We start from the raw sequence: 22552 nt of genomic DNA on the forward strand, positions 1-22552 counted from the left end.
GGACGTTCTCGCTCCGCGATCAGTCGAGGCTTTAAGAGTTCAGCCTGGATCTTGACCTGGCCCGTGCGTATGTTCGTCGTCCCCGGCCGGAACGGCCCCGGAGTCGCGAACGTGAGGAGCACGGCAGGACCCGACACGACCGCGTAGGTCTGCGGACGGCGGGGGTGCCCAGGAGCCGCGAACCCTCCGGGGCCGAACGGACAAGCCGCATATCCCGGTCCTGGGGCAGGGAGTTCCCACGGCCATCAACCGACGCGAACGCGGCTCGAAAGGGCCTGACCACGAGAGCGAAGGAGGACGTCGTGCAGTACCGCGACTGAGCTGAGACACCGTCGTGGGGAGCGGTGAGTCGGTGTCCGGGGCGGCAACCCCGGACACCGCGTCCGCGCCCCTCGACGAGGCACGGACCCATAACTGGGGCGGACCGGCTGGCCTTTTCGACGAGAACCGCCGAACCACCCCACCTACGAGTGAGGGATTCTCGCATGCCCATATCCCAGAGTGAAGCGCCGACGGGCGGAGCCCGCGGGGCCGCAGATGATCGACGTCGACGCTTGGCCCGTCTCCTGGCCGACATGCTGCCTGGCGTGGCCATCGTCCGTGTCACCCAGTACGGCCCCGGGGCGACCTGGCCGGGTGTGGATGCCCGCGCGTACGACCTTGAGGGCCACGCCCTGCTCATGAGCCGAGCGCAGCGAGTCGTCGCAGCCCGCTGGGTCATCCGTACCCACCAGGGAGTGGACTGGACCGAGCCCCACGACTTCGACCTTGCCGCGGGAACCCTGCACCCCCTGGTGCGGTACGGCTGCGGCCGTGGGGGTGAGTGATCATGGCCCGGATCCGGACGATCAAGCCGGAGGCATTCGCCTCGGAATCGCTCGCCGAGGTGGGCGTGCACGCCGAGCGGACGTTCTTCGGCCTCCTGACCCAGGTCGACGATCACGGACGATTCCGTGATCAGCCCGCCGTCATCGCCGGGCTGCTCTGGTCCCTGCGGCCCGAGCACGGCGCGATCGGCGTCGAGGACGACCTGACCCAGCTCGCGGAGGCGGGGCTCATCTGCCGCTACGAGGCCGGTGACGGCAAGCGGTACCTGCACATCGTCACCTTCCGGAGGCATCAGAAGGTCAACCGGCCCAGTGGCTCCCGCTGCCCCGCCTGTTCTCTCCACCCTGCCGCGTCCGGCCAGGGCGACCTGAAGGCTGTGAGGGCTCAGGGAGAGCTCAGGGAGTCCTCACAGACGACTCACGGAGACAGCGGTGAGGCCGTCGTGACCCACGAAACCGCAGGTCAAAGGGGGCTCGATGAGTCCTCAGTGAGTCCTCACGGAGGAAGCGGTGAGTCTTCGGTGATCTCTCACTGTCCGGATCTTGGACCTAGGAACGTGGATCTAGGATCTCCCCCTTCGGGGGGCGCCGCCGCGCCCGCGCCGGAGGCCGTCTCGACCCAGCAGCTCATCGGCGAGTACGCCGCCTCCTGCGCCCACCGCCCACCGAACGGCGTGCTCGGCCACCTCGGACGCGAGGTCGTCAAGCTGCTCGCCGAGGGCATCGCCCCCGAGCACATCCGTGCCGGGCTGGCCCGGCACCGAGCGAAGGGCCTGCACCCGAGCACCTTGCCGAGCCTGGTCCACGAGGCGATGAACGCCACCGGCTCGACCAGCGACTTGATGCGGCCGGAATCCGCGAATACCGTGCGCGGTCACCGGGCCTGGGCCAACCCCGTCGACCCGGCCGCCGCCTACGCCGAGGAGCTGTGATGCGTGATCACGACGCCCAGCCCGTCGGTGGCATCGCGCGCCGTCTGGCCGGGATCCTCAAGTCGCGGGGAATCGATCCGGACGCCCAGGTCGGCAACGAGTCCGAGCCCAGCGCCGCGCTGGAGGCCGCGCAGGCCCGTATCCCGGCCCGCTACCAGGACGCCGCCGCCGATCATCCCGCTGTCGCCGCCTGGGTGCGCGAGGTCGCCGCTGCCGGGCGGCGGGGCCCCGAAGGTGCTCCGGGGATCGCCCGGGGGCGGTCGCTGCTGATCGTCGGCACGACCGGTACTGGCAAGACCCACCAGGCGTACGGAGCCGTCCGCTCGCTGCTGGCCGCCGGAGTACGGCTTCGCTGGAAGGCGACGACCGCCGCCGACCTGTACGCCGAACTGCGGCCCCGGCCCGGGAGCGACGGCGAGCGTGAACTCCAGGACCTGGCTCGCTGCCCGCTGCTGATCATCGACGACCTCGGCGCCGCGAAGGCGTCGGAGTGGACCGAGGAGATCACGATGCGGCTGATCAACCGCCGCTACAACGAGATGCTCCCGACCCTGGTCACCACCAACCTCGGCATGGCCGACCTGCGCGCGCACATCGGCGACCGCGTCGCCTCCCGGCTGACCGAGATGACCGACAAGGTCATCCTCGACGGCCCCGACCGCAGACGCGCCCTGGCCGCCGAGCGTCGCCTCGCCACCGCCTGAACCGGCAGCCAGCCCGCTCCCTCACGAACGATCCTCTGGCCCGCGCCTGTCCGGACGCGTCCCCAGGGGCGAACGGAGACACCCTCATGCACCACCCCGAGTCTGCCGAGCCACGCACCCTCGGCGACCACGTCTGGCACGACCATGCCGCCTGCCGCTCCACCCCGGCCAAGCCCGTGGATTCGACGATCTTCTTCCCTGAACCGGAGGAGATGGACCGCATCCGCGCCGCCAAGACCCTGTGCGCTCGGTGCCCGGTCCGTCGCACCTGCCTGGATGCCGCGCTGGAGGCCGGGGACCGGGACGGCATCCGGGGAGGAATGACCGAGGAGGAACGCGAGCCGCTCCACAGCAAGCTCCATCGTCGTCTCGACTACGCCCGCGTCAACGCCGTCCTCGCCGGGCGCGACATCCATCTGACGGACGCCGAGCGCCGCGCGGTCACCCGCGCCGCGTACCAGGCGGGCGTACCGGCCGAACGTCTCGCCTGGCTGCTGAAGATCACCGAAGAGCACGCCGAGAAGCTCTACCGTCACGTCCGCCGGGAGTTCCGCAACCGTGCGGTCGAGCAGCAGAACGCCGACACCTCGTGGAGCGCCCCGGCCCCGGGCCGCGACGAGCTGGGGACGGCCGCGTGACCCACACCGACGCGATACCGGTGCGCATCACCGGCTGGGACCGCGCCGCCATCGTCGCCCTCGGCGCCGCCGGATGCGCCCTCTCCTACGACGCGCTCCAGCAGATGGCCGTCGCCATCCACATCCGCGGTCTGCTGACCTACCTTTTCCCCCTCGTGATCGACGGCTTCATCGGCTACGGGGTCCGCGCGGTCCTGGTGATGCGCAGCGCCTCCCTCGGCGCCCGTTGCTACGTATGGGCCCTGTTCGGCACCGCCACGGCCGCGTCGATCTGGGCCAACGCCCTCCACGCCGTCCGCCTCAACGACCAACCCGGGGACGGTGGTCTCCGGCTCAGCGACGTGACGGTCGGCGTGCTGTCCACGCTTGCCCCGCTCGCCCTGGCCGGAGCCGTCCACCTCTACATCCTTATCGCCCGCCGCGCCGCCACCGAGGCCGGTCACCCGGTCACCACAGGCACTGCGGACACCACCGTCCGCGCCGAGCGGATCCCGGCGGACGCCCCGGACAGCCCGAACGCCGAGCCAGCCATGGACTCCGTGGCTGCCCTGGAGCGCCAGGCCAAGGACACCGCAGCTTCGGACAACGACCCGGATGCCAGACCCGGACTCGGTGAACGGGCCCGTCCCCGGGAGCGGAACACCTCCGCATCGGACGCACCGTCGAAGGCCCCTTCCTCCAGCACGGCCACGGAGAACCGGCCCAAGGCCGGTGACGCCGACGAACTGCTCTCCCTGGCCCGCCAGGCGGTCACCGACGCGGGAAAGCTGACCCGCAAAGTCGTCGCGGACGCTGTCCGGGGAGAGGGCCTCCCGCTGTCCAACGACCGGCTGACCGAGCTGATGCAGCAACTCCGCGCCGAGGCGGACAACCACACCCTCCGCCCCACCGGCTGACCGCCGCACCCCCGGGCGGACACCCCTTCTCTCCGGTCACCCGGTCACTCCGGACACCGGGGCCGGGGTGTCCGCCCGGCCCCGGTCACCGAACTCGCCCTCGCCACCTGTCCTCCGCGAAGGAGAACCCTCTCGTGCGCACCACCCCACCGACCAGCGACGAGATCGACGTGTGGATCGCCGTCCTACGCGACCACGGTCACCTGCACTGTGCCGAATCGGGCCCCGACCGGTCCTGGACGGTGCAGCGGACGCCGTCGAGCACGCCCCACACCCTGCACCACCCCGTTCTCGCGCTCGACTACATCGCCGAGATCCTGCGCGACGTCCGGCTCGGCGCCGAAGACGGCGTCCGATGACCGCCTCCGACCACCCCGGCGCCCCCGACGAGGAGTACCTGGACGACCGCCCGGCACGAGGCCGAGCAAGCTATACCTTGCGAAACTCCCTCGACGGCACGGCCGCCGAGGGAGTTTCGCAAGGGCATGCCCCCGCCCCAGGAGGAGCGGGGGAGGCCCGGCACCAGGGGGCGCCGGACCACGAGGCTGCGACCGAGGGCGGATCGCAGCCACAGGAGGGGGAGACGCCGCGCGCCGTCGTCGAGACGCGCATGCGACCGCGCCTTCGCCACGTCCAGCACCGCGACCGCGTCCGCAGCGTCCGCCTGACCGCCGACGAACTCGCCGACGTCCAACAGGCCGCCGCCACCATGGGCATGCGCGTCGCCGGGTTCCTCGCCGACGCCGCGGTCGCCGTCGCCCGCGCCCAGGACGGGCCGCAGAGCTGGCTGATGAACCAGCGCGCCCTCGTCGAAGAGCTGATGCGCGCCTCCGCCCAGCTCGCCCGCGTCGGCAACAACCTCAACCAGGTGGCCAAGGCACTCAACAGCGGCGCCGAGGCCCCGTACGCGGACGACGCGCTCGCCCGTGTGCTGCGGGCCGCCGCCCGTGTCGAGGCCGCCGCCGTCGAGATCGCGAGGAGCTGAGCGGCATGGTGCCCGACATCTCCCTCGGCGGCCGGACGTACGGCCTGCTCGCCTACCTCTACGGGCCCGGCCGCCGCGACGAACACCTCGACCCGCACCTGGTCGCCGCGTGGCAGCCGGGGCTGGCCCCCGACCCCGGCCGCGATCCGGCCGCCACGCTCAAGCAACTGCAAGAGCGGCTCGACCTTCCCGTCCAGGCCGTACCTGAGCATCGCCGCCCCAAGCGGCACGTGTGGCACTGCCCGGTCCGCGCCGATGCTGGCGACCGGCACCTGTCCGACGAGGAGTGGGCCGGGGTCGCCCGCCGCGTCGTGCACGCCGTCGGCATCGCCGAGGAAGGCGACGAGCAAGCGTGCCGCTGGATCGCCGTGCGCCACGCCGAGGACCACATCCACATCGTCGCCACCCTCAAGCGCCAGGACGGCCGCGCACCCCGCCGCCACGACGACTACAACCGCGCCCAGGCCGAATGCCGCCAGATCGAGAAGGACTTCGGCCTCCGTCGACTCAACCCCGGCGATGGCACCGCAGCCAAGCGGCCCACCAGCGCGGAGCGTGCCAAGGCCGAACGCGCGGGCCGCACCGCCACCGCCCGCGAACTCCTGCGCGACCACGTCCGCCAGGCCGTCGCCGGAGCCGCGGACGAAGCCGAGTTCTTCCGCCGCCTCACCGACGCCGGAGTGCGCCTCGACCGGCGTCTCGCCCCCTCCGGCGACGTGCTCGGCTACAAGGTCGCCCTGCCCGGCGACCGCAACCGCGACGGGACACCCATCTGGTTCCCCGGATCCCGCCTCGCCCCCGACCTCTCCCTCCCCAAAATCCGCCAACGCCTCGGCAGCGAGAAAGAAGCCAACCAGCCGCTCCCCGGCACCCGCCCGCACCAGCGGGAGGCTCCGGCGCGCGCTCGACGCGAGGCTGCCGGCATCGTGGAGCGCATCACCACGGTCTCCGTCGACGGTGACGAAGCCGAGGCCGCAACACAGCTCTCCGGGCTCGGCGAAGTCCTCGACGCCCTCGCCCACACCTCGCCCTCCTCCACCCGGCAGCAGGTGACCGAAGCGGCTCGCGCCTTCGAACGCGCCACCCGCTGGCACACCCGCGCCGAACGCGCCGATGGCCGCGCGGTCCGCTCCGCCGCGCGCGGCATCATCCAGGCCGGCAACGCGCTGGGACGGGGCGAGGACGGCGGCGCGACCGCCATGCTCTTGTCCACCCTGGTCCTGGCCACCCTCGCCGCCGCCCGCTGGCACGCCGCCCGCCAGCACCATCAGCAGGCAGCCGCCGCGCGGCAGGCCGCCGACCAGCTCCGGGCCGCGTACGGCACCGCCGCGACCACGCCGATGCGCGTCATGCGTGCGCAGGGCCGCCGTCTTCCCGAGCGCGTACGGAACCGTCACCTCGGCACCGTCGAAGCCGCCTTTCCCGGCCGCACCGGCAGCGTTCGCCGCGAACGCGGCTGGGACGCCCTGGTCGCCACCCTCGACCAGGCCGAACGCGCCGGGCACGACCCCGAAGAGCTGCTCCAACGGGCCGTCGCCTGGCGCGAACTGAACACCGCCGACCGCGTCACCGACGTCCTGGTCTGGCGCCTGCGGCGCATCGGGCACCTTCCCGCGGACGCACCACAACGCCCCGCCGATACCCGATCTCCCGAGCAACAGCCCCGGCAGGAGCAGGCACACACCGCCGGGCCGACACACAACCCCACCACGTCCGAACACCGACACCGGCGCTGAAGCCGCGACACAAAGTGTGGACGACACCGCCTCGCGCCTGTTAGGGCTGGTCAGAGGAATACGAGGAGCCGATGCACATGTCCACCGAAGAACTCCAGAAGCCCAGAACCCTCTCGCCGGAGAGAACGCTCGCCGACGATCCGCTCCTGCGGCTGCAGGACGCGAGCGAACCGGACGACGCCACCCGGATCCAGACCACCACGCACGCAGACCCGATCACCATCACCGGCATCACCGTGATGTGCGCGAACTGCGGCGCCCGCCGGGACTGGCTGGTCATCTGCGACCGCCAGAACCAGGTCTTCCTGCGCTGCCGGTGCGCCCATGAATGGCACGAGCCCGAGCTGACCCGGGCCGACTTCGACGCCATGGCAGGCGAGGGCGGCCAGAAGTACCCGAGCCTGGAGGCCGTCGTCCGGGACACCGGCTACGACGGCACGCTGGCTGGCACCTACCTCCCCGAGGGCCTCGCTCCCGGCACGTGGGGCTGACCAGCCCGGGAGTGGTGATGCCATCATCTTGACTGCATAGGCTGCTGGCATATTCGCCAACTGCTGTCATACGTTGCACGTATGGCTGACGCAGGAGACCACGACATACGCAGCCGCACCGAGAACACCACAAGTTACCGGTCGCGCAACACCAACTACATCGGCGACGGAGCGCAGGTCTCGACCGCGATCCAGATCGCCGGGAACCACTACGGAGGACTCGACCTCCGAGACCTCCCGAACCCCCGGAGGCGCCAGGCCACCCCTTCGTCCGAGACCCAGGCGGAGCCCGTGAGCGACTCGACTGTGCAGCAGGTGGTGGACCTGCTGTGGCACCTGGCCCGCGTGGACCCGGAGAAGCGCGCGGAAGCGATGGCGGCCATCGACGCCCTGGAGACCGGAAACAAATCCGCGTGACGACGAAGCGGGTGCCATTCCATTTATGGACTGGCATCCGTTTCGTCGTGGCGGTGAACGTTGACCACAAGGTGGAGTAGCGAGACTCCGGGTTACTTCTCCACCTGGTGGGACGACGGCACCGACCAGACCATCCATGACCTGCTGCATTGGCAGGTGCGGGAGAAGCGGGGGCGATTAGCCGGCCCTTCCCCGGTGGCCATCGACACCCAGGGGCTGCATGCCGCCGCCGGGGTCCCGGTCGACACGACGGGTCGGGATGCGAGCAAGGAGGTACCTGGTCGCAGGCGGGGACTGGCCGCGGGCGGAGATCCTCCTCACTTTCGAGAATCCGCTGTGCGCAGCCGTCCCACCACGATCGAATACCGGTATGCCTTCTCGCCCTTCCCGGACACGCCTCACCACCCGCCGCGCCTCCCGCACCCGGACCACTCCGGGTATCCGCAGGGCACATCCGCAACGCGGAGACATCCGTGACGAGTCGTCATCAGGGCGTCTGGACTGGGCGCGACGGGTCGAGCTGGCATCGGTGGCGGTCGCTTCCCTCGTCGCAGTCGGAGGGCTGTGGTACACCGCGATCCAGACTCAGCAGTCCAACCAGCAAGCAAGGGCAGAACGATCGCTGAGTAAGGAAGGGCAAATCACCGACCGCTACACAGCTGCGGTGGAGAACCTCGGCGACAAAAAGGTGGACGTGCGACTGGGCGGTGTCTACGCACTACAGCGGATCATGCAGGACTCGACACGTGACCACACCACCATCGCCAACGTCCTTAGCGCCTACGCTCGCACCTACGATGACAAGAGCTGGAAGAAGGGCCAGGACTCGGACGCACTCCCCGTCGATGTCCAAGCCGCCCTCACTGTCCTGGCCACCCGCGACATCAGCCACGACAAGAGCTTCACCCTCAATCTCAAATCTGCCCAGCTCCCCAACGCTGACCTCACTGTCCCGAATGGCAGCGACCGGGAAGTCGGCTCCCGGGCGCGTCTTCGCGGCAAGGTTGGTACGGCTCAACTCCAGCATGCGGACCTACGCGGAGCAGACTTGAGCGGTGCGGCCCTCGACGCGGACCTGCGCGACGCGGACCTGAGCGGTGCGAAACTGCGCGGAGCGAAACTGCATGCGGACCTACGCGACGCGGACCTGCGCGGCGCGAACCTGAACGAAGCAGACTTGAGCGACACGAAACTATTGCCCGAAGTGGACGCGCGCGCGTACCTGAGTCGCGCGTACCTGCGCGCGTACCTGCGCGACACATTCGAGGGCGCGCTCTTGAAGGAAATGATCCGGAAGGTCGGGACTGGGAGCGGTACGAAACTGCGCGAGGCGAACCTGTCCGACGCGAAACTGCGCGAGGCGAACCTGTTCAGCGCGAACCTGCGCGAAGCGGACCTGAGCGACGCGAAACTGCGCGAGGCCCTTCTGTTCGGCGCGGACTTGCGCGGCGCGGACCTGCGCGGCGCGGACCTACGCGACACAGACCTACGCGCCGCAGACCTACGCGACGCGGTTCTCTTCGAATCGGACCTGCAGTACGCGAAACCACGCAGCGCGGACCTGCGCGGCGCGGACCTGCGCGGCGCGGACCTGAATGACGTAGATCGGAAGTACGCGGCCCAGCACGGGGCGCGCGTCTGAACCGACGACGCGACTACACCTCGGCCCTGCTGGACGACCCACATGCCGGAGCGACAGCCACGGACGGATGCAGGGGCACACCTGATCCGACGAGCCGGAATCCGCATCTGGAGAGCTACTCGTACGGTCGTGGCCTGCGGCGACCGGGTTCATTGTCGCGAAGCAACATTCCGCTGAATCCGGCGCAACTGCTGGGTTCCACGACAAAGACAACAGGCAGCGGCGCCATACGTGAGCCGCGACGATGCTTCGATACGGCTTGGGCGTCGCGCGATAGTACGACCAGGGCCTGTGCATTGCGAAGGGCCGCCTCGTACGCGAGGCGGCCCTTTCCGTGGTCGTGCTTCATTCGAGGAGGCGGTTCGCCAGACGTAGCGCGCTGGTCGCCAGCGACATGGCGGCGTGTAGCCCGAGTACCTCGTGGAGTGTGGGGCGGATGACGGAAGTCCAATTGCCGTGAAGGTCTGGCCAGGTGGCGAGAAGTACCTCCGTACTGGCCAAGCCGAGGTAGGCCGTCACCTCCATCCCGCCGTCGAGATCCGGGGGCAGGCCCCAGGTGAGCAGAATGCGGCCATCGGGAACGTGGCCCGCTTCCTTTCGGAGCCAAGCTGCCAGGATCGGAGCATCCGGGCAGCGGGGTGCCCGCTGGACGACCGCGCCGCGAGACCACGCCGGAACAGGGGCATGGGCGCGGTCGGCCAGGAAGAACCGGTCCGTGGGAAGCGAGGCGGGACTGGGCCCCTTCCGGGATTCGGCGGGCCGGGTCACGGGCGCTTCCGGACGTTGAAGTCGGACTGCCAGATGCGCTGTTCGCGGCGGCGGGCGGTACGGCGCCTGCGCTTCTTCGCCAGAGCGCGGGAGCGCGTGCCGTATTCGTCCGGGTAGAAGTAGCAGGTGCAGCCCTGGCTTGCTCGTACACATGGTCCCGCGTGACCGGGGACAGTCTTGCCGAGCATGTCGCTCACGAGGCGCCTCCATCGTTCGACTTACTGGGAGGGGAAGAGCACGGCCCGCGACACGGCAGAGCGGGCCGTATCGCGGGCGGCGGGCGTTCTCAGGACCAGGCCAGCTCGGTGCGCACGGTGGACGGGAGGTAGCCCTCTTGGCCGTTCTCGGCGATGTAGGCCACGGTGCCGGGCCCGTCGGGCACGGTGACGACCCGGTCGATGCGGTGGGCGAAGGGCCAGTCGGGGTTGACAGCGAGGAAGACCGGCTGGTCGGGGTCGACGGTTTGGAGCTGATGGATCAGTTGCCCGACCGTGAGCGTGCGGGACATGAGTACCTCCGTGGCTACTTCGGTGCGAGCTGGTCAGCGGCGGGAGCTTCGGGCGTTGTCAAGGTGGCGAGCATGGAGGCGACGAGGAGGGCCGACCAGATGCCGAGCGGGAAGACCGGCCAGCAGTAGGTCAACTCGTGGCGGGCGAGGCTGTCGACGCCCCAGATCGCGCTCAAGCACACGACGGCTTGCAGCCAGATCCGCCACCGCCTCGCCCAGACCTTGAGCGCCGCGACGCGCTGCTGTGCGCCGCGTACCTCGCGGGCGTGGTCCTCCGCTTCCGGCAAGTCGTAGGTCACCGAGGCCAAGTCACCCAGAGTCCGGGCTGCGAGCGCGGCACTGGAACGGGAGTCGTGCTCCTCCTGATTCAGACGGCCGTTGGCCAGCGCGGTGTCGAGGATCGTGAGCACGAGGTTGCGATCGGCGTCGGACGCACGCGTCGTCGCAGGCGCGGGCGCGTCGCAATTGGTCAGGAAGGTGGGGTGACGTGGCACGGTCGGGCCTCCAGGAGGGTCGGGGTGGGCGTCAGATGCACTCGCACCAGCGGCCGGGATAGGCGAGGAGAGCGGCGAGGAATCCGGCGACGGCATGTGCGGGGACGTCGTGGTCGAAGGTGGTGCTCCACGCGCGGCGGCCGTCGGGACCGTGGACGCTGATGTGCCACAGCTCGCCGAAGGCGGCCTCCGGGCTCTCGGGGAGGAACCCGACGAACACCCGCCGGTCGGGGCTGGCGCAGTAGACGTTGGCCTTGGGGTCGTCGACCATGGTCCAGCCGCAGTTGTCCAGCAGCCGCAGGACGGGATCGGCGCAGTGGCATTCGAGGAGCCACTCGCGCTCGGCGGGCGCGAGGTGAGCCGGGGTAAGTGCGTTGGTTGTCACGAGGAATCCCTTCGTTGACCTGCGGGTTTTCGAGCCGTCCGTACGTTGACTTGGAATGGGCGCGTCATTCCAGTCCGTGCGGGAGGGCATGTGTCTGCCGAAGGCGAACTCGGGAGGGCCGAGGAAGGGATGGACGTCTCGTGCGGGAATGAACCGGTCGTTTTACTGGCTGAGTGCGGGACGACTGGGGCAACACGAGGCGGTGGACGGCGGTGGATGCGAACGGGCAGCGCTGCTTCGAGGAGCGTGTGGACGATGCTGAGGCAGCTTCCGTGGCGCGCTCGCGAGCGGCCAGCGGAGCGCGGATCGGGCTGACGGTGGAAGAACTGGCGAGAGCTCTGGAGAGGCCCTGTCCGTCGGCACCGCGGGGGGCGGCGGGAGGTGTCCGGGCCCGTGAGTGCCGACGTGTCGGGATAGGGAGGTTCACCGTCGGAGGCGTGGCCGGGACGGGGTTGGGTGACCGGTCGTCTGCGCCGAGGCCGGGCTCGGACTCTCCGGCGTGCCTGGTGAAGAGCACCCTGCGCTGGTGCGGCTTCGGGCGGCTGCGGCCCGGGGGGCTGTGGAGCGCGTCGCGGTGGTGGTGACCGTGGCCTTGGGGTGAAGGACGGCGTCGGCGGCGCGGTCGACCGGATTGGTGTTGGCCAGCCGTTCGACGGTGGCGGTCACGAGCCGGGTGGGGGCGTGGGTGGTGAAGGCGCCGTACCAGTCCATGTAGCCGTTGTCGTGCGTGCGGCCTCCGTGGATGAGCCACGGCTGGTAGTCGGGATCGAGAGGGTGGCCGGGCGTGGTGTCGTAGCGCACTTCGGCGAGCTGGTCCGGGGCGATGAACTCGATCTCCCATTCGTTCTCGCGGCGGTGCCAGCCGGCCTCGGCCAGCGGGCGCAGCACACGGTCGGCCTGGGGCCGCCGCCGTTGAGAGCGGGCCCGGTGGACGTCCTTGGCGAGGGCGGTGGTGAGCGCTTCGACGACCTCGGGCGGTGTGCCGGTGGTGAATTCGGCCAGCCAGGAGGGCGGGGTGTAGCGGTCGGGTGCCTCGTAGATGCACCACAGGGCGTGGGTCAGGCCGTTGGGCAGGTAGTCGACGTGGTGCCCGCCTCGGGGTGAGGTGAGGCGGACGTTCCCTGCCCGGTCGATCTCCTGACGGAAGCCCGCTTCTTGCAGGGGGCGGAGGGCGTGGACGCTGGGCGCGGTCCCGGCGAGGTATACGGGCGAGACGTGCTGGATGGCGGGCTGGCTTTCGGGATCGGGCATGTCGGAACTTCCTGCTCGTGGGGTGGTGTTCAGCGCTTGGGCGCCGGGCGGGGCGTTGATGCCGTTGCGGGTGGCCGAGAGGGCTCGTGGGCGCTCGGCTGAGGCTGGGCAGGGCGGTTGGTGCTTCGGGCCTGGGCCGCCGCGACCCGTGCGGAGCACGCGGCGGGCCGGAGATCGATGAGCGCGCGGTGGCGTTCGGGCACGCGGTGCGCGGGGCGCTCGACAGGTCGGGGGTCGGCCACGGCGGCGGCGACCGTGGTCAACAGGGGCTGCGGGGTGGAGCCGGTGAGGGACGCCGTCCACGCGGGGCGTTTGACCGGGTCCGGCCCGGCGGTGAACTTCCAGGTGGCTGCGTCCCGGTCGCGCAGTTCCTCGTGGTCGTGGAGGTGGCCGAGGCGCAGGTGGAAGGCGGCGTGCTCGTCGGGGGCGAGTATGTGCCAGGGGCGGGAGCCGTGCACCGGCTTCCACTCGTGTGCCGCGAGGAGGCGGGCGGGCGTGAGCCCGGAGTAGCGGGGGCCGCCGTGCAGGTGGTCGGCGAAGTAGTTCCCGAGGCCGTCGACGAGCTGCTCGGCGAAGGCGGTGAGGACCTCGTCGGGGGTGGCGCGGTCGAAGTGGGCGGACCAGACGGGGATGCCGAGCGGGTCGGCGGCGTAGGTGAAGCTCCACTCGCCCTCCCGGCGCCGTGCGGCGCGCAGGCGCTGGCACGGGCTGGCGTAGTACGGATCGGGCCCGACGAGGGTCCGGGTCCAGTCGGGCGTGGTGTCCAGGAGCGGAGCGAGGGGGTCGGTGCCGGTGGTTCCGGCGAGGTAGCGGGGCGCGACGAGTACGGTCTCGCCGCCGGTGGCGTGGTGTGGCATTGGGCGTTCCGGTGGTGGGGCACGGGCGCCCGCGCCCGGCCGTTCCGGGCCGGTGCGGGCACCGGTGCGGACGGGTTTTCTGAGGCTGGGCATGCGGCTCACCGTGTGCGGGAGGGGTGGGAGAGCGCGGTCACGTAGGCCGGAACGCGGGGCTGCGGGGCGGGCGGGTGTGAGAAGAGCCCCCGTGCGGCCGGAGCGGCGGGTGAGGGGCGACGAGCGGCGGTTGCCCGACTGGCCAAGGCAGCAGGCCGGTCGGCCCGACCTTGGCCCTGGGCGGCCTGGCGGCGGTGGCCGAAGTCGTGCAGCTCGGCGTAGACCGGAGCGAGCTGCCGCGCGGCGGGCGTGAGGGCGTAGGCGAAGTGCTGCTCGGGGCCGAGGCGGGTGACCAGACCGTCGTCGAGGAGCTGCTGGGTGCGGTAGTGGAAGGAGCCGGTCGCAAACCCGGCGGCCTCCCGCAGTTCGCCGGGGCGCAGCGGGCCGTGCCCGTCCAGCGCGGAGAGCATGTCGAGCGTGCCCTTGCCCCGCAGCGGTGCGAGAGCGTCCTCGACCCGGTCGGCCCGCTTCCAGAGCGTGTTGTTCTGCTCGAAGTGCCGCTGGTGCCAGGAGGCGAGCGCGCGGTGCGTGGAATCGGTCTTGCGTCCCAGGCCGGTGAGGGTGGCCACCCCGCGCTCCGGCCGTGTCACCAGCCCACTCGCTTCCATGCGCATCACGACCTGGTGGGCGCTGCCCGGGGTCAGCCAGGGCATGGCGGTGGCCAGTTCGCGTACTGGAACGGGACCGTGCTTGCCCAGGGTGCGCAGTGTCCAGGAGGTCCAGCGCGGTGCGAGAACCTCGACGGCGTGGTGCACCTGCTCCGAGGCGGCGGTGGTGGCGGGGGCGGTGGTGTTCATGGTGGTTCTCCGGGAGGTTCAGCGCCGCGGGCGGGCTGTCGTACGGGCGGTAGGGACGGCGCCGGCAGGGGGCGCGGCGATGGGTGCGGCACCCGGCCGGGGCCAGGTGCGCGCGGTGCGGATCTGGGCGGCACGGGCCCGCGCGCTGCCGGGCGGCTGGTGAGCGGCCCGGTGCAGGGCGGCAGTGACGGAGGCGCGTTTCGCCTCCAGCGGGGTGGGCACGGAGGGGCGGGTCCGCGACCCGGCTTTGTGGACGGGTTCGAGCTGGACGAGGTGCTCGACGTCCCGGTGGAGCATGTGACGTTCCCGGACGGCGGGGAGGGGCGCCTTCAGCGCGGCGGCGGTGGCGGCGATGAGGTGGGTGGGGGTGTCGGCGGTGAAGGTCGCCTCGGCCCGGGTGAGGTATCCCTTTGGACCGGCCCACAGCCGTACGGTCTCCTCCTCGCGGCCGTAGCCGCGGGTGTCGATCCACGCCCCGGCCTGCCCGTCGGGCGCGAGCAGCTCCACCGTGCCGGGCCGAGAGGCCCGCAGCCGCTCCCACCCGGCCTCCAGCAGAGGCTCGACGCTGTCGGCCCAGTAGATCGACGGCCGGGCGAGGAAGCGCTCGGAGTCCGGGTCCCAGTCCTGGGCCAGGGCTTCGGTGAATCCGACGGTGATCTCCGGGGGGAAGTTCTGGTTGAAGCGGGCTGTCCAGCGGGCGGGGCCGACGGCGTCCTCGGCTGCGGTGATCTTGACGGGTTCGTAGTCGTCGCCGAACCAGCCGAGGCGGATCCGGCCGTCCGGGCTGGTGATCAGTAGCTGGCACCAGGTGTCGTCGTCGAGGTCGTGGTGGGGCCAGTGGCCGACCGGTGCGAAGGCAGGGTCGCCGGCGAAGCCTGATCCGGCCAGGTAGCGCGGGGTGACGTGGTACTCGCGCCAGCGCTGCTCGTCGCCGTCGTCGTCGAACATGCGGGGTGTTCCTCTTCGTTGGAGTGGTCAGCGCACGCGCCGCAGGTGCGGCTGCGGCGTGACCGTCCCCGGCGCCGGAGCGGGCGGCTCGTTGCGGGCGCTGGGGGCGTGGGCGGAGCGGGCGCGGGCGGCGTGTGCCCGCCCGGCGTGCGGCCCGGCCTCGGGGACCTGGCGCTCGCGGGTCAGGCGGCGGGCGGCGGACTCGTAAGCGGCGTGGTCCTGCCGCTCGCCGACGGCCAGCAGGTAGATCTCCCGGCGGTGCTGGGAGGTGGCGGGGGCGTCGCGGTACTGGATGACCATCCGCCACCGCGTCTGCGGATCGACATAGACCTTGTGGCAGCCCGCCAGCTCACGGGTCAGGGGAGCGCCGCGCTCGTTGCCGTGCACCAGGTGCTGGAGTTCGAGCAGCGCCAGGTCCCGGACCTTCCCGGGGACCTCGTGCAGGTCGGCGAGGGCCTCGGGGTGCGCGGCGAAGGCGTACCGGGCGCTCACGAACGCCCCCGGGAACGAGCAGGGGCAGTGCCCGGCAGGGGTGCTACGCCGGGGAGGGGTGGCTGGACGCTGGCCGTGGTGTGGGTGGTGGTCCGAGTGAGGGCAGCGGTGGCCCGCCGGTCGTACGTACGCGGGGGTGCCGGGGCGAGGGGGAGCGGCGTGTCCCGGTTCTCCAGCCACGCGTCGGCCGCCTCGGCGCTGGCGAAGGCGCCCTCGCGCACGGTGTACGTGTCGAGGGACGGCGTGACCTCTTCCAGGAAGAGCCGGTAGGGCCGCTCGGCCGAGTCAGGGTGACCGTCGTGGACCAGGGCGCTGACCTCGATGCCCTCGTTGAAGCGGCCGGGGTTGTGCGTGTAGTGGTCCAGCAGCGTGTACCTGCCGTCCGGATTGGCGCGCAGCACGTCCTCCAGCCGGGAGGTGAGCCCATCGGCCGGGCGCGGACCCGGCGCGGCGCCCAGATCGGTCGCCTCGGGCGGACAGCCGCGCGAGATGAGCCAGTTCTGCGTGATCGGCACGGTGGGCTGCCGGATGTGCTCGAAGGTGAAGGTGCCCTCGAACAGATCACGCTGAATGCGCATCCCGACGTACTCGGCCGTACCGGGGATGTCCCAGGTCGCGGCGCGGTCGTGGAGCAGCAGGAAGGTGTTGCCCTTGGTGTGGTGCGCGGCCAGCTCGACGTACATGTCGTCCGAGAGCGTCACGGCGGCGAAGTCCTGCGCGACGCTGTTGGATGCCGGTTCGAAACCGTCGATGCGGTAGTCGGGAACGTCCACGTCAGACCCCGGTTTCCGCGAACTCGGGGGCGGCCAGCAGCCGGTGGTTCGGCCTGGTGGCGCTGGTGGTGCACGCGCTGAACGGGCCGTCCGGCGCGCGCAGTTGCATCAGCGCGGGGTCGAGGTGGTCGCGGTGCCACACGGAGGGTCCGGCGAGTCCGGCCTCGGCGTCGGTGAACTGCTGCCAGGCCAGCCACAGCGCGTGCAGCCGGGCGACGGCCTCGGGGTGTTCGGCCCACTGCGCGCACCAGGGGCGGGTGGCGGTGATCTCGCGTCCGTAGACCGGCAGCAGCAGGTCCTCCACCCACACCTTGAGCGCCGCCAGTTCCTCGTCGTACGCGGCACCGGCCATCGCCAGGACGAACAAGGAAGAAGCCTCGGCAGAGCTGCTCCCGCTGCCTGGTTCGGTAGCGGGAGCGGCCCCGTCGGGCCCCTTCTCTTCGCCGTCGGGCGGTGACGGCTGCTCGTCGGCGAGACGGGCGAGGGTCTCGCCCTGCTTGCGGGTCTCAGCGACCAGACCGGCGACCGTGGAGACGAGGTCGTCAAGGTCGTGGTCCGGTATCCGTACCGGCTCGTGCTCGTGGGCGGAATCCATCGACAGCCCCTTCGTCGCTCGGGTGTGGGAGCGACGAGGATCCGGAGAACGAGCGGTTTGGCCCGGCCGGGAAACCAGGTGTAGAAGGGGCGGCTCACCCTCCACGCCGATGACGGCAGGCGGGCGTGCGGGGTGCGAGGAGCCGTAGCGCCTGTCGGGCCTGCTGCGGTACGACCCCGTTGCCCAGCGCGGTGAGTTGGGCGGGCCGCCCCAGCCCGGGAGTGGCGGTCACCCAGCCGTCATCCAGGCCCTGCATCCACTCAACGAAGCGCGGGCTCAGGCGGCCCACGTCGTCGGTGGGTGCCGGTGCGGGGCGCGTGAGGCTCTCCCATCGGGAGATCGCTCCTCCATACCGTCCCCAGTCCCGGGGGCGTTCTTCGTCAGGACCGAGATGTCGAAGAGGGCGAGGGTCGGATTCGGGCGACCAGGGGGCGTGGTCGTCCGGCGGCTCAGTTGCGCTGCCGCCGAAGGCAGGGTCAGGTCGCCGTTTCCGTGCCGCTGGCGTGGCGAGCCCTTGATGCCGTCGGACGCCTTCGGGGTGGGCAGCAGCCACTCGATCTCGTCCGCGAGGTTGGGGCCGTGTCCGCCCTCCTTCCGTTTCGCGGGGTGCTGGCTGCCGCCGTTGGTAGCGATGTTGCTGGTCGGTGTCTTCAGCAAGGGCGCCTGGTCGCCAGGCGGTGAGGAAGAGTCGCTCGCGCCGGTGCGGGGCGCCGATGTCGCTGGCGCGTAGCACGCACCAGCGCGCATCGCGCCCGAGGTCGGCCAGGGATCCGAGTACGGCACCGAGTGCGCGCACAGCAGGCCGGCCTGCGGTGTCTCCCACACACCACGGGCACGGTTCCACCTCGCCAGCGGCAGCGGCGGGGGAGGTGAGGAGTCCTCGAACGTTTTCGATCACCACCAGGCAGGGGTCGAGGGCGTCGATGGCACGCACCACGTGGTGCCACAGCCCGGAGCGGTTTCCTTCCAGCAGACCAGCACGGCGTCCGGCGATCGAGACGTCTTTGGCAAGGGAACCCGGCGGTCAGCACGCACACCTCCGGGACCATGGCCCAGTTGACCGTGGTGATGTCGCCGAGGTTCGGCGTACCGGGCCAGTGGCGGGCGAGGACCCGGGAGGTTCCGGGATCGATGTCGGCATGCCAGGCGAGGGTGCCGCCGAGGGCGGCCTGGACGCCCAGGTCCAGGCCGCCGTAGCCGGAGCACAAGCTCCCGATCGGCGGGCCGGAGCCCTCCGCCGCCGGGTCAGCGCCCACGCGCGACCCCGGGTGCACGGGGCGGCTGCTGCGCGGGAGTATCCGCCGGTGCTTCCACATCCGGCGGAGCCTGGCTTCGGGCGGGATCGGCATATGTGGAACTGGCGCGAGCCGCGCGGGAGACCGACGGGCCATCCGGTCCCTCCAGGACGGCGGCGCTGTTGTCCAGGGCGCCGCGTGCGGAGGACAGGCGGTCGCGGGCATCGGCAATGCGTTCCTGGGCGAGGGTGAACGCCGTGCGGTGCCCGTTGCGCAGGGCCGTGTGCTCGGGGGTGTGGCGGTGGGCGTGGAGGAAGCCGAGCTGGCGGTAGGCCGCTCCGTAGTGGCCTACGGCTTCGCTGAGAATTCCGGCCGCCCGCGCCCAGGCACCGACGGCAGCGTCGAAGCCGGGATCGTGCTGCTGGGTGTCGCCGCGCGCATGGACCTCTTGGGTCAGGTCCTGGACGAGGCGTGCTAGGTCGGCCAACTGTGCCGAGGCATGCGCGAGTGTGGGCAGATCGTCCGGGGCGTGAGGCAGACGTATCGCCTTGCGGGTGCGGCTGAGTTCCTCGGCCCGGCGCAGCATGCGCTGCTGTTCGGTCCGGGCCTGGTGGTCGTCGTCGTTCACGAAGTGCTCCTGCACGTGCGCTGAGGGAAAGGGGACATCGCGTAGGCGCGCTCGGCGCCGACGCACGTCTGCGGAGGTCGGCACGCGGAGATTCCGGAGCGGCTGTGGTCACGTTGTCCTGCCGGGCGGGGGCGGCGGTCCGTAACTCATCGGCTGCGGTGACGAATCGGGGCAGTTACGACGGGCTCCGGTGAGGGCGCACGGAGCGCAGGGTGCGGGCCGGCATGCTCGCGCTCGACGCCGGCTTCGTACCGGCGGAGGGCGCGGTGGTGCGGACACGAGCAGCGGCAGCACGAGCTTCAGGAGGTGCCCCCGACGGCTTCGTGGCGGCGGTATCCGGTTCGCCTTCGGCGGCGGCAGCGCGCCATCGGCGTACCTCGTTGAGCGGGACGAGCGCGGCAGTGGCCTGGTGGATGAGCGGGCCGGGAGCGAGCGCCTTGTCGTCGGCCAGGTCGCGGATGTGCCGGGCGGAGGCGGTGGCGGTGCGCAGCAGGGAGGCGTCGAGGATCTGCTCGGCGAAGTAGTCGGCCGACCCTCCGGCTGCACTCGCGCACAGGTGGCGGACGCGCTCGGCGTCCAGAGTGCAGTCGGCGAGCGTTCCCCGGCGCTGGCACTCCCACAGCACGGTGAGCGCGTCGATCGGCTCGCCCCGGTGGTGCAGCCCTCCCAGGGCGCGGTAGAGGTGCTCGTGACCCGGGTCGGAGAAGTCCTCCGGTCGCAGCCAGCCGACCACCTCCCGCATCTGGTGCGGGTGGGTGGCCAGTACGCCGAGTAGGAACTCCTCGGCATCCCGCACCCGCTCGTCCGCCGACACCTGTACGGACCGAGGCGCGGCCTGCGGTGTCGGGGCGTGCGCGGGGCGGGGTTCGGTGCCCCAGCGGCGGCCGAGGTCGTCGAGGACGTCGGCCAGGACCTGCGCGTGATGGAGGGTGGCTGCGACTCCGGCGCCGCGGGCGGCGTCCTCGCGGGCGGCCTGGTGCAGGCGGTGGGCATGCTCGGCGACGCTGCGGTGGATGGCGCCCTCCAGCACCATCCGCCCGTAGACCGGCGCGTGCGCGGGGCGCGGGCAGGCTGAGGCCAGGGAGTGCACGTACGCGGCCGTCACCCCGCGGGTGCGCGCGCCCGCCCCCTCCTGGACCCCGTTGACCCACGAGATCGGCACTGGCTCACCCGCAGGCGCCCTCGTTGCGGGATGCCCTTGGGCGCGCAGGTCGAGCATCGCCGTGTACAGGGCGGCGTGGGCGGGGCGGTAGAAGTGCTCGGGGCGCAGCCACCCGGCCAGGCGGCCGAGCTGACGCGGCTCCAGCAACACCGCGCCGAGCACGGCCTGCTCGGCCTGCATCAGCGGCGACTCGCTCACCCTGGCTCCACGGCGTCGACCGCGCGGTTCGCCGCCGCGAGATCGACGGCATGACGATCGAGCATCCGGTCAAGGGCGGGATCGGCGGCGACGGCGCCGCTGGCGGCGACCAGCCACCAGCCACCGGGACCACGTACGACGGGGACATCGGCGAGTTGTCCGTCGCGCGAAGAGGGGGATGGGGCGGGAGAGAACATGGGGCACCTCGGCGAGCGGAAGGGCGGGCGGACACGGCGGTGGCCGTGCGTCTCGCCGGGGTGCGGTTCCCGAGGCGGCCGGTCATGCGGCTGGTCCGTACTGGTCGCGGCGGGGGAGGTCCTTGGCCAGAGCGCGGGCGGTGATGGCGGCGGTGGCCTTCTTCGAGGCGGCGCCGATCCGGTCGGCGTCGCCCTCGCGGTACCAGGGCTTGAGATCCAGCAGGGCCGGGCGGACGCCGGTCGCCAGCAACAGGGCACTGCCCTTGGGCAGCGCCCGGATCTTGTCGGGCGGGAGCACCCGCTCCTGGCGCATGGAGACTGAGGAGGAGTGTCCGGAGTCGCTGGAGGAGACCGAGAGGGTCTGCACGTCGTGGTCGCCCGCCAGGCGGGAGAGCTTGTCGGCGAAGTCGGCGTCGTCGATGCCGGAGCCGATCAGCTTGATCGTTGCCGCGCTCCACAGGGCGTCCATCCCGGTCTCGCCCCACACCCGCTGCCCCTGGCGGTAGGACTGCAGGATCGTGATCGGGATGACCCCGCGCGAGCCGAGGTGGGAGTACAGGTCGGGCAGGTCCTGGATTTTGCACACGTTCGCGGCCTCGTCCAGGACGCTCAACAGGGGAGGGTCGAGGCGTCCGCCGTCGCGTTCGGCCTGGATGACGGCCGCGCGCATCACCGCGTCGGCCGCCGCCGCGATGATCGCCGAAGCCGATCCGCCGCCGTCCTTGGACAGCAGATACAGCGTGTCGGTGCTGCGGGAGAAGTCCTCGGGCTTGAACTCCCGCAACGTCGCGCCGCCCTGGGGCGGGGTGACCCAGGAGGCGATGCGGGGGTCCAGCAGGCAGCTCGCGTACTGCCGGGCGTTCTCGAAGATCCCGTCGCGGGTCTCGACGGCCCCGGCGACGGTGCCCTGCAACTGCGCGGCGACCGCGTCCAGGCCGGCATCGGTGAGCAGGTCGATCGGCGTGCGGTCGGACGGGGAGGCGAGCCAGGCGGTCACGTCGGTGACCGGCCGCCCGCCGCGTGCCGCCGCGAGGAAGAGCGCGGTGAGCGTATTGGCTGCGGCCGTCGACCAGAAGTCTCCGGCGCTGGACTCGTCCACGGAGGCGGTGACGAAGTGCTGGGCGAGCCGCCGGGCGCCGGTCAGGTCCTTCGCGCCCGCGAGGATGTCCCACCACATCGTCTGCTCGGCGTGCGCGATCTGCTGCGGGTCCAGTGTCCAGACCGTGCCGACGCGGGCGCGCTCGTCGAGCGTGGTGGTGTAGGCGTCGTTGGCCGCCTTGTTGGACGTCAGCAGCACCGCGCCCGGCGCTCGCAGGATCGCGGGTATCGCCAAGCCGGAGGTCTTGCCCGAGCGGGGCGCCATGATGGCCAGCAGGACGTCCTCCCAGGAGGAGCGCACCTCGGCCGCCCCGGGCTTCAGCGAGCCGAGCAGCACCCCGCGATCGTCGGGGGCGACGGCGGACGGCTTCGTGCCATTCAGGCTGGGGCGCAGCCCGGTGGCCTTCGCGGCGGCCTTCTTCGGGAGCAGGCCCCCCAGCTCGCGGCGGTCGGCGAGACCCTGGGGGCTGGAGCGGAAGCGCAGCCAGAGCTTCGCTCCGAGCCCGGCGGCCGTGAGCAGGAGCACGGCGGGGAGGGCGTAGCAGGCGGTGAGAAGTGCGGGCCGGGGCAGGTGCGGCCACAGGGCGTCGGGGTGGAAGAGGGCTTGGTTCGGTGCGTAGGCGGCCCAGCCGCCGGAGCCGAAGGCGTCGTTGGCGAGGTTGCCGAACAGCCAGCCGAGATTGCCGCCGCCGATCCCGAGGGCGGCGAGGGTGAGCAGGAGATAGAGCAGGACGTCCGTGCCGGTGGTGGCCGACGGAGTCCTGGTACGCGCTTCAGACAAGAGGAGATCCCAGAACGTGCGAGG

The 22552-nt window shown here is 71.6% G+C and carries 27 protein-coding genes and 2 pseudogenes; 11 read left to right on the forward strand and 18 right to left on the reverse strand.

Features of this window, described 5'->3' with window-relative positions; translation table 11 throughout:
* The first annotated feature begins 587 nt into the window (after positions 1-587).
* From ACGF3A_RS16810 to ACGF3A_RS16860, 11 genes are all read left to right on the forward strand, one after another.
* Positions 588-827, forward strand: coding sequence for a hypothetical protein (locus ACGF3A_RS16810; protein WP_393730318.1), 240 nt, complete (start codon positions 588-590; stop codon positions 825-827).
* Positions 828-829: 2 nt separating this feature from the next.
* On the forward strand, positions 830-1759 hold the full coding sequence (locus ACGF3A_RS16815; protein ID WP_393730320.1) for a hypothetical protein: 930 nt from the start codon (positions 830-832) through the stop codon (positions 1757-1759).
* Positions 1759-2463, forward strand: coding sequence for an ATP-binding protein (locus ACGF3A_RS16820; protein ID WP_393730322.1), 705 nt, complete (start codon positions 1759-1761; stop codon positions 2461-2463). Before ACGF3A_RS16815 ends, ACGF3A_RS16820 begins: the two co-directional genes overlap by 1 nt.
* A gap of 86 nt (positions 2464-2549) precedes the next feature.
* Positions 2550-3101 carry a WhiB family transcriptional regulator gene (locus ACGF3A_RS16825; protein ID WP_393730324.1) on the forward strand — a complete coding sequence of 184 codons (552 nt, stop codon included), beginning with the start codon at positions 2550-2552 and terminating at the stop codon, positions 3099-3101.
* On the forward strand, positions 3098-3997 hold the full coding sequence (locus ACGF3A_RS16830) for a DUF2637 domain-containing protein (protein WP_393730326.1): 900 nt from the start codon (positions 3098-3100) through the stop codon (positions 3995-3997). Before ACGF3A_RS16825 ends, ACGF3A_RS16830 begins: the two co-directional genes overlap by 4 nt.
* Positions 3998-4131: 134 nt before the next feature.
* Positions 4132-4356, forward strand: a complete 225-nt coding sequence (locus ACGF3A_RS16835) for a hypothetical protein (protein ID WP_393730328.1) — start codon at positions 4132-4134, stop codon at positions 4354-4356.
* 251 nt (positions 4357-4607) lie between these two features.
* Entirely contained in the window at positions 4608-4982 is a 375-nt protein-coding gene (locus tag ACGF3A_RS16840; protein ID WP_393730329.1) for a plasmid mobilization protein, read from the forward strand.
* Positions 4983-4987: 5 nt separating this feature from the next.
* Positions 4988-6718, forward strand: a complete 1731-nt coding sequence (locus ACGF3A_RS16845) for a relaxase/mobilization nuclease domain-containing protein (RefSeq protein WP_393730331.1) — start codon at positions 4988-4990, stop codon at positions 6716-6718.
* Between the two features lie 77 nt (positions 6719-6795).
* The gene (locus ACGF3A_RS16850) at positions 6796-7209 is read left to right on the forward strand and encodes a hypothetical protein (protein ID WP_393730333.1); all 414 of its coding nucleotides are present in this window, start codon (positions 6796-6798) and stop codon (positions 7207-7209) included.
* A gap of 81 nt (positions 7210-7290) precedes the next feature.
* The gene (locus tag ACGF3A_RS16855) at positions 7291-7626 is read left to right on the forward strand and encodes a hypothetical protein (protein ID WP_393730335.1); all 336 of its coding nucleotides are present in this window, start codon (positions 7291-7293) and stop codon (positions 7624-7626) included.
* A 529-nt stretch (positions 7627-8155) separates the two neighbouring features.
* Positions 8156-9268: a pentapeptide repeat-containing protein gene (locus ACGF3A_RS16860; protein ID WP_393730337.1), complete on the forward strand. Its 1113-nt coding sequence runs from the start codon at positions 8156-8158 to the stop codon at positions 9266-9268.
* Between the two features lie 764 nt (positions 9269-10032).
* Here the strand turns inward: ACGF3A_RS16860 and ACGF3A_RS16865 are convergent.
* The 18 genes and pseudogenes from ACGF3A_RS16865 to ACGF3A_RS16950 all read right to left on the reverse strand — a co-directional run bounded on the left by ACGF3A_RS16865 (position 10033) and on the right by ACGF3A_RS16950 (position 22528).
* Positions 10033-10233: a hypothetical protein gene (locus tag ACGF3A_RS16865; RefSeq protein WP_393730339.1), complete on the reverse strand. Its 201-nt coding sequence runs from the start codon at positions 10231-10233 to the stop codon at positions 10033-10035.
* Between the two features lie 89 nt (positions 10234-10322).
* A complete protein-coding gene (locus tag ACGF3A_RS16870) occupies positions 10323-10544 on the reverse strand; it encodes a hypothetical protein (protein WP_393730341.1) in 222 nt (73 codons plus the stop codon).
* 14 nt (positions 10545-10558) lie between these two features.
* Positions 10559-11038, reverse strand: coding sequence for a DUF1707 domain-containing protein (locus ACGF3A_RS16875; RefSeq protein WP_393730343.1), 480 nt, complete (start codon positions 11036-11038; stop codon positions 10559-10561).
* A gap of 31 nt (positions 11039-11069) precedes the next feature.
* Entirely contained in the window at positions 11070-11423 is a 354-nt protein-coding gene (locus ACGF3A_RS16880; protein WP_393730345.1) for a DUF317 domain-containing protein, read from the reverse strand.
* A 423-nt stretch (positions 11424-11846) separates the two neighbouring features.
* Positions 11847-12674, reverse strand: a complete 828-nt coding sequence (locus tag ACGF3A_RS16885; protein ID WP_393730346.1) for a DUF317 domain-containing protein — start codon at positions 12672-12674, stop codon at positions 11847-11849.
* Positions 12675-12703: 29 nt separating this feature from the next.
* Positions 12704-13531, reverse strand: coding sequence for a DUF317 domain-containing protein (locus ACGF3A_RS16890; RefSeq protein WP_393730348.1), 828 nt, complete (start codon positions 13529-13531; stop codon positions 12704-12706).
* Positions 13532-13629: 98 nt separating this feature from the next.
* Positions 13630-14421 carry a hypothetical protein gene (locus tag ACGF3A_RS16895; RefSeq protein ID WP_393730350.1) on the reverse strand — a complete coding sequence of 264 codons (792 nt, stop codon included), beginning with the start codon at positions 14419-14421 and terminating at the stop codon, positions 13630-13632.
* 18 nt (positions 14422-14439) lie between these two features.
* Positions 14440-15369: a DUF317 domain-containing protein gene (locus ACGF3A_RS16900; RefSeq protein ID WP_393730352.1), complete on the reverse strand. Its 930-nt coding sequence runs from the start codon at positions 15367-15369 to the stop codon at positions 14440-14442.
* 27 nt (positions 15370-15396) lie between these two features.
* Positions 15397-15861: a hypothetical protein gene (locus tag ACGF3A_RS16905; RefSeq protein WP_393730354.1), complete on the reverse strand. Its 465-nt coding sequence runs from the start codon at positions 15859-15861 to the stop codon at positions 15397-15399.
* Positions 15858-16634 (reverse strand): hypothetical protein, encoded by a 777-nt coding sequence (locus ACGF3A_RS16910; RefSeq protein ID WP_393730356.1) that lies wholly within the window; start codon positions 16632-16634, stop codon positions 15858-15860. The genes ACGF3A_RS16905 and ACGF3A_RS16910 overlap by 4 nt, the downstream gene beginning before the upstream one ends.
* A 1-nt stretch (position 16635) precedes the next feature.
* Positions 16636-17229, reverse strand: coding sequence for a DUF4913 domain-containing protein (locus ACGF3A_RS16915; RefSeq protein WP_393730358.1), 594 nt, complete (start codon positions 17227-17229; stop codon positions 16636-16638).
* Between the two features lie 276 nt (positions 17230-17505).
* Entirely contained in the window at positions 17506-17886 is a 381-nt protein-coding gene (locus ACGF3A_RS16920) for a hypothetical protein (protein ID WP_393730360.1), read from the reverse strand.
* A 52-nt stretch (positions 17887-17938) separates the two neighbouring features.
* Positions 17939-18223, reverse strand: a pseudogene (locus ACGF3A_RS16925) (DNA cytosine methyltransferase); the annotation flags it as partial.
* Positions 18224-18293: 70 nt separating this feature from the next.
* Positions 18294-18578, reverse strand: a pseudogene (locus ACGF3A_RS16930) (hypothetical protein); the annotation flags it as partial.
* Positions 18475-19092, reverse strand: coding sequence for a hypothetical protein (locus tag ACGF3A_RS16935; protein WP_393730362.1), 618 nt, complete (start codon positions 19090-19092; stop codon positions 18475-18477). The pseudogene ACGF3A_RS16930 and the gene ACGF3A_RS16935, both read right to left, overlap by 104 nt.
* 175 nt (positions 19093-19267) lie before the next feature.
* A complete protein-coding gene (locus ACGF3A_RS16940) occupies positions 19268-20452 on the reverse strand; it encodes a DnaB-like helicase N-terminal domain-containing protein (protein ID WP_393730364.1) in 1185 nt (394 codons plus the stop codon).
* Entirely contained in the window at positions 20449-20649 is a 201-nt protein-coding gene (locus ACGF3A_RS16945) for a hypothetical protein (protein ID WP_393730366.1), read from the reverse strand. The genes ACGF3A_RS16940 and ACGF3A_RS16945 overlap by 4 nt, the downstream gene beginning before the upstream one ends.
* Positions 20650-20731: 82 nt before the next feature.
* Entirely contained in the window at positions 20732-22528 is a 1797-nt protein-coding gene (locus tag ACGF3A_RS16950) for a type IV secretory system conjugative DNA transfer family protein (protein WP_393730368.1), read from the reverse strand.
* Positions 22529-22552 lie beyond the last annotated feature (24 nt).

The sequence above is a fragment of the Streptomyces sp. NPDC048172 genome (assembly GCF_043202595.1).
Classification (GTDB): domain Bacteria; phylum Actinomycetota; class Actinomycetes; order Streptomycetales; family Streptomycetaceae; genus Streptomyces.

What these genes read in the sequence shown, in the direction of transcription:
- ACGF3A_RS16815 (WP_393730320.1), top strand. Translation starts at nt 830, where the DNA reads ATGGCCCGGATCCGGACGATCAAGCCGGAGGCATTCGCCTCGGAATCG.
- ACGF3A_RS16820 (WP_393730322.1), top strand. Translation starts at nt 1,759, where the DNA reads ATGCGTGATCACGACGCCCAGCCCGTCGGTGGCATCGCGCGCCGTCTG.
- ACGF3A_RS16825 (WP_393730324.1), top strand. Translation starts at nt 2,550, where the DNA reads ATGCACCACCCCGAGTCTGCCGAGCCACGCACCCTCGGCGACCACGTC.
- ACGF3A_RS16840 (WP_393730329.1), top strand. Translation starts at nt 4,608, where the DNA reads ATGCGACCGCGCCTTCGCCACGTCCAGCACCGCGACCGCGTCCGCAGC.
- ACGF3A_RS16845 (WP_393730331.1), top strand. Translation starts at nt 4,988, where the DNA reads ATGGTGCCCGACATCTCCCTCGGCGGCCGGACGTACGGCCTGCTCGCC.
- ACGF3A_RS16850 (WP_393730333.1), top strand. Translation starts at nt 6,796, where the DNA reads ATGTCCACCGAAGAACTCCAGAAGCCCAGAACCCTCTCGCCGGAGAGA.
- ACGF3A_RS16855 (WP_393730335.1), top strand. Translation starts at nt 7,291, where the DNA reads ATGGCTGACGCAGGAGACCACGACATACGCAGCCGCACCGAGAACACC.
- ACGF3A_RS16870 (WP_393730341.1), bottom strand. Translation starts at nt 10,544, where the DNA reads ATGTCCCGCACGCTCACGGTCGGGCAACTGATCCATCAGCTCCAAACC.
- ACGF3A_RS16885 (WP_393730346.1), bottom strand. Translation starts at nt 12,674, where the DNA reads ATGCCCGATCCCGAAAGCCAGCCCGCCATCCAGCACGTCTCGCCCGTA.
- ACGF3A_RS16890 (WP_393730348.1), bottom strand. Translation starts at nt 13,531, where the DNA reads ATGCCACACCACGCCACCGGCGGCGAGACCGTACTCGTCGCGCCCCGC.
- ACGF3A_RS16895 (WP_393730350.1), bottom strand. Translation starts at nt 14,421, where the DNA reads ATGAACACCACCGCCCCCGCCACCACCGCCGCCTCGGAGCAGGTGCAC.
- ACGF3A_RS16900 (WP_393730352.1), bottom strand. Translation starts at nt 15,369, where the DNA reads ATGTTCGACGACGACGGCGACGAGCAGCGCTGGCGCGAGTACCACGTC.
- ACGF3A_RS16915 (WP_393730358.1), bottom strand. Translation starts at nt 17,229, where the DNA reads ATGGATTCCGCCCACGAGCACGAGCCGGTACGGATACCGGACCACGAC.
- ACGF3A_RS16945 (WP_393730366.1), bottom strand. Translation starts at nt 20,649, where the DNA reads ATGTTCTCTCCCGCCCCATCCCCCTCTTCGCGCGACGGACAACTCGCC.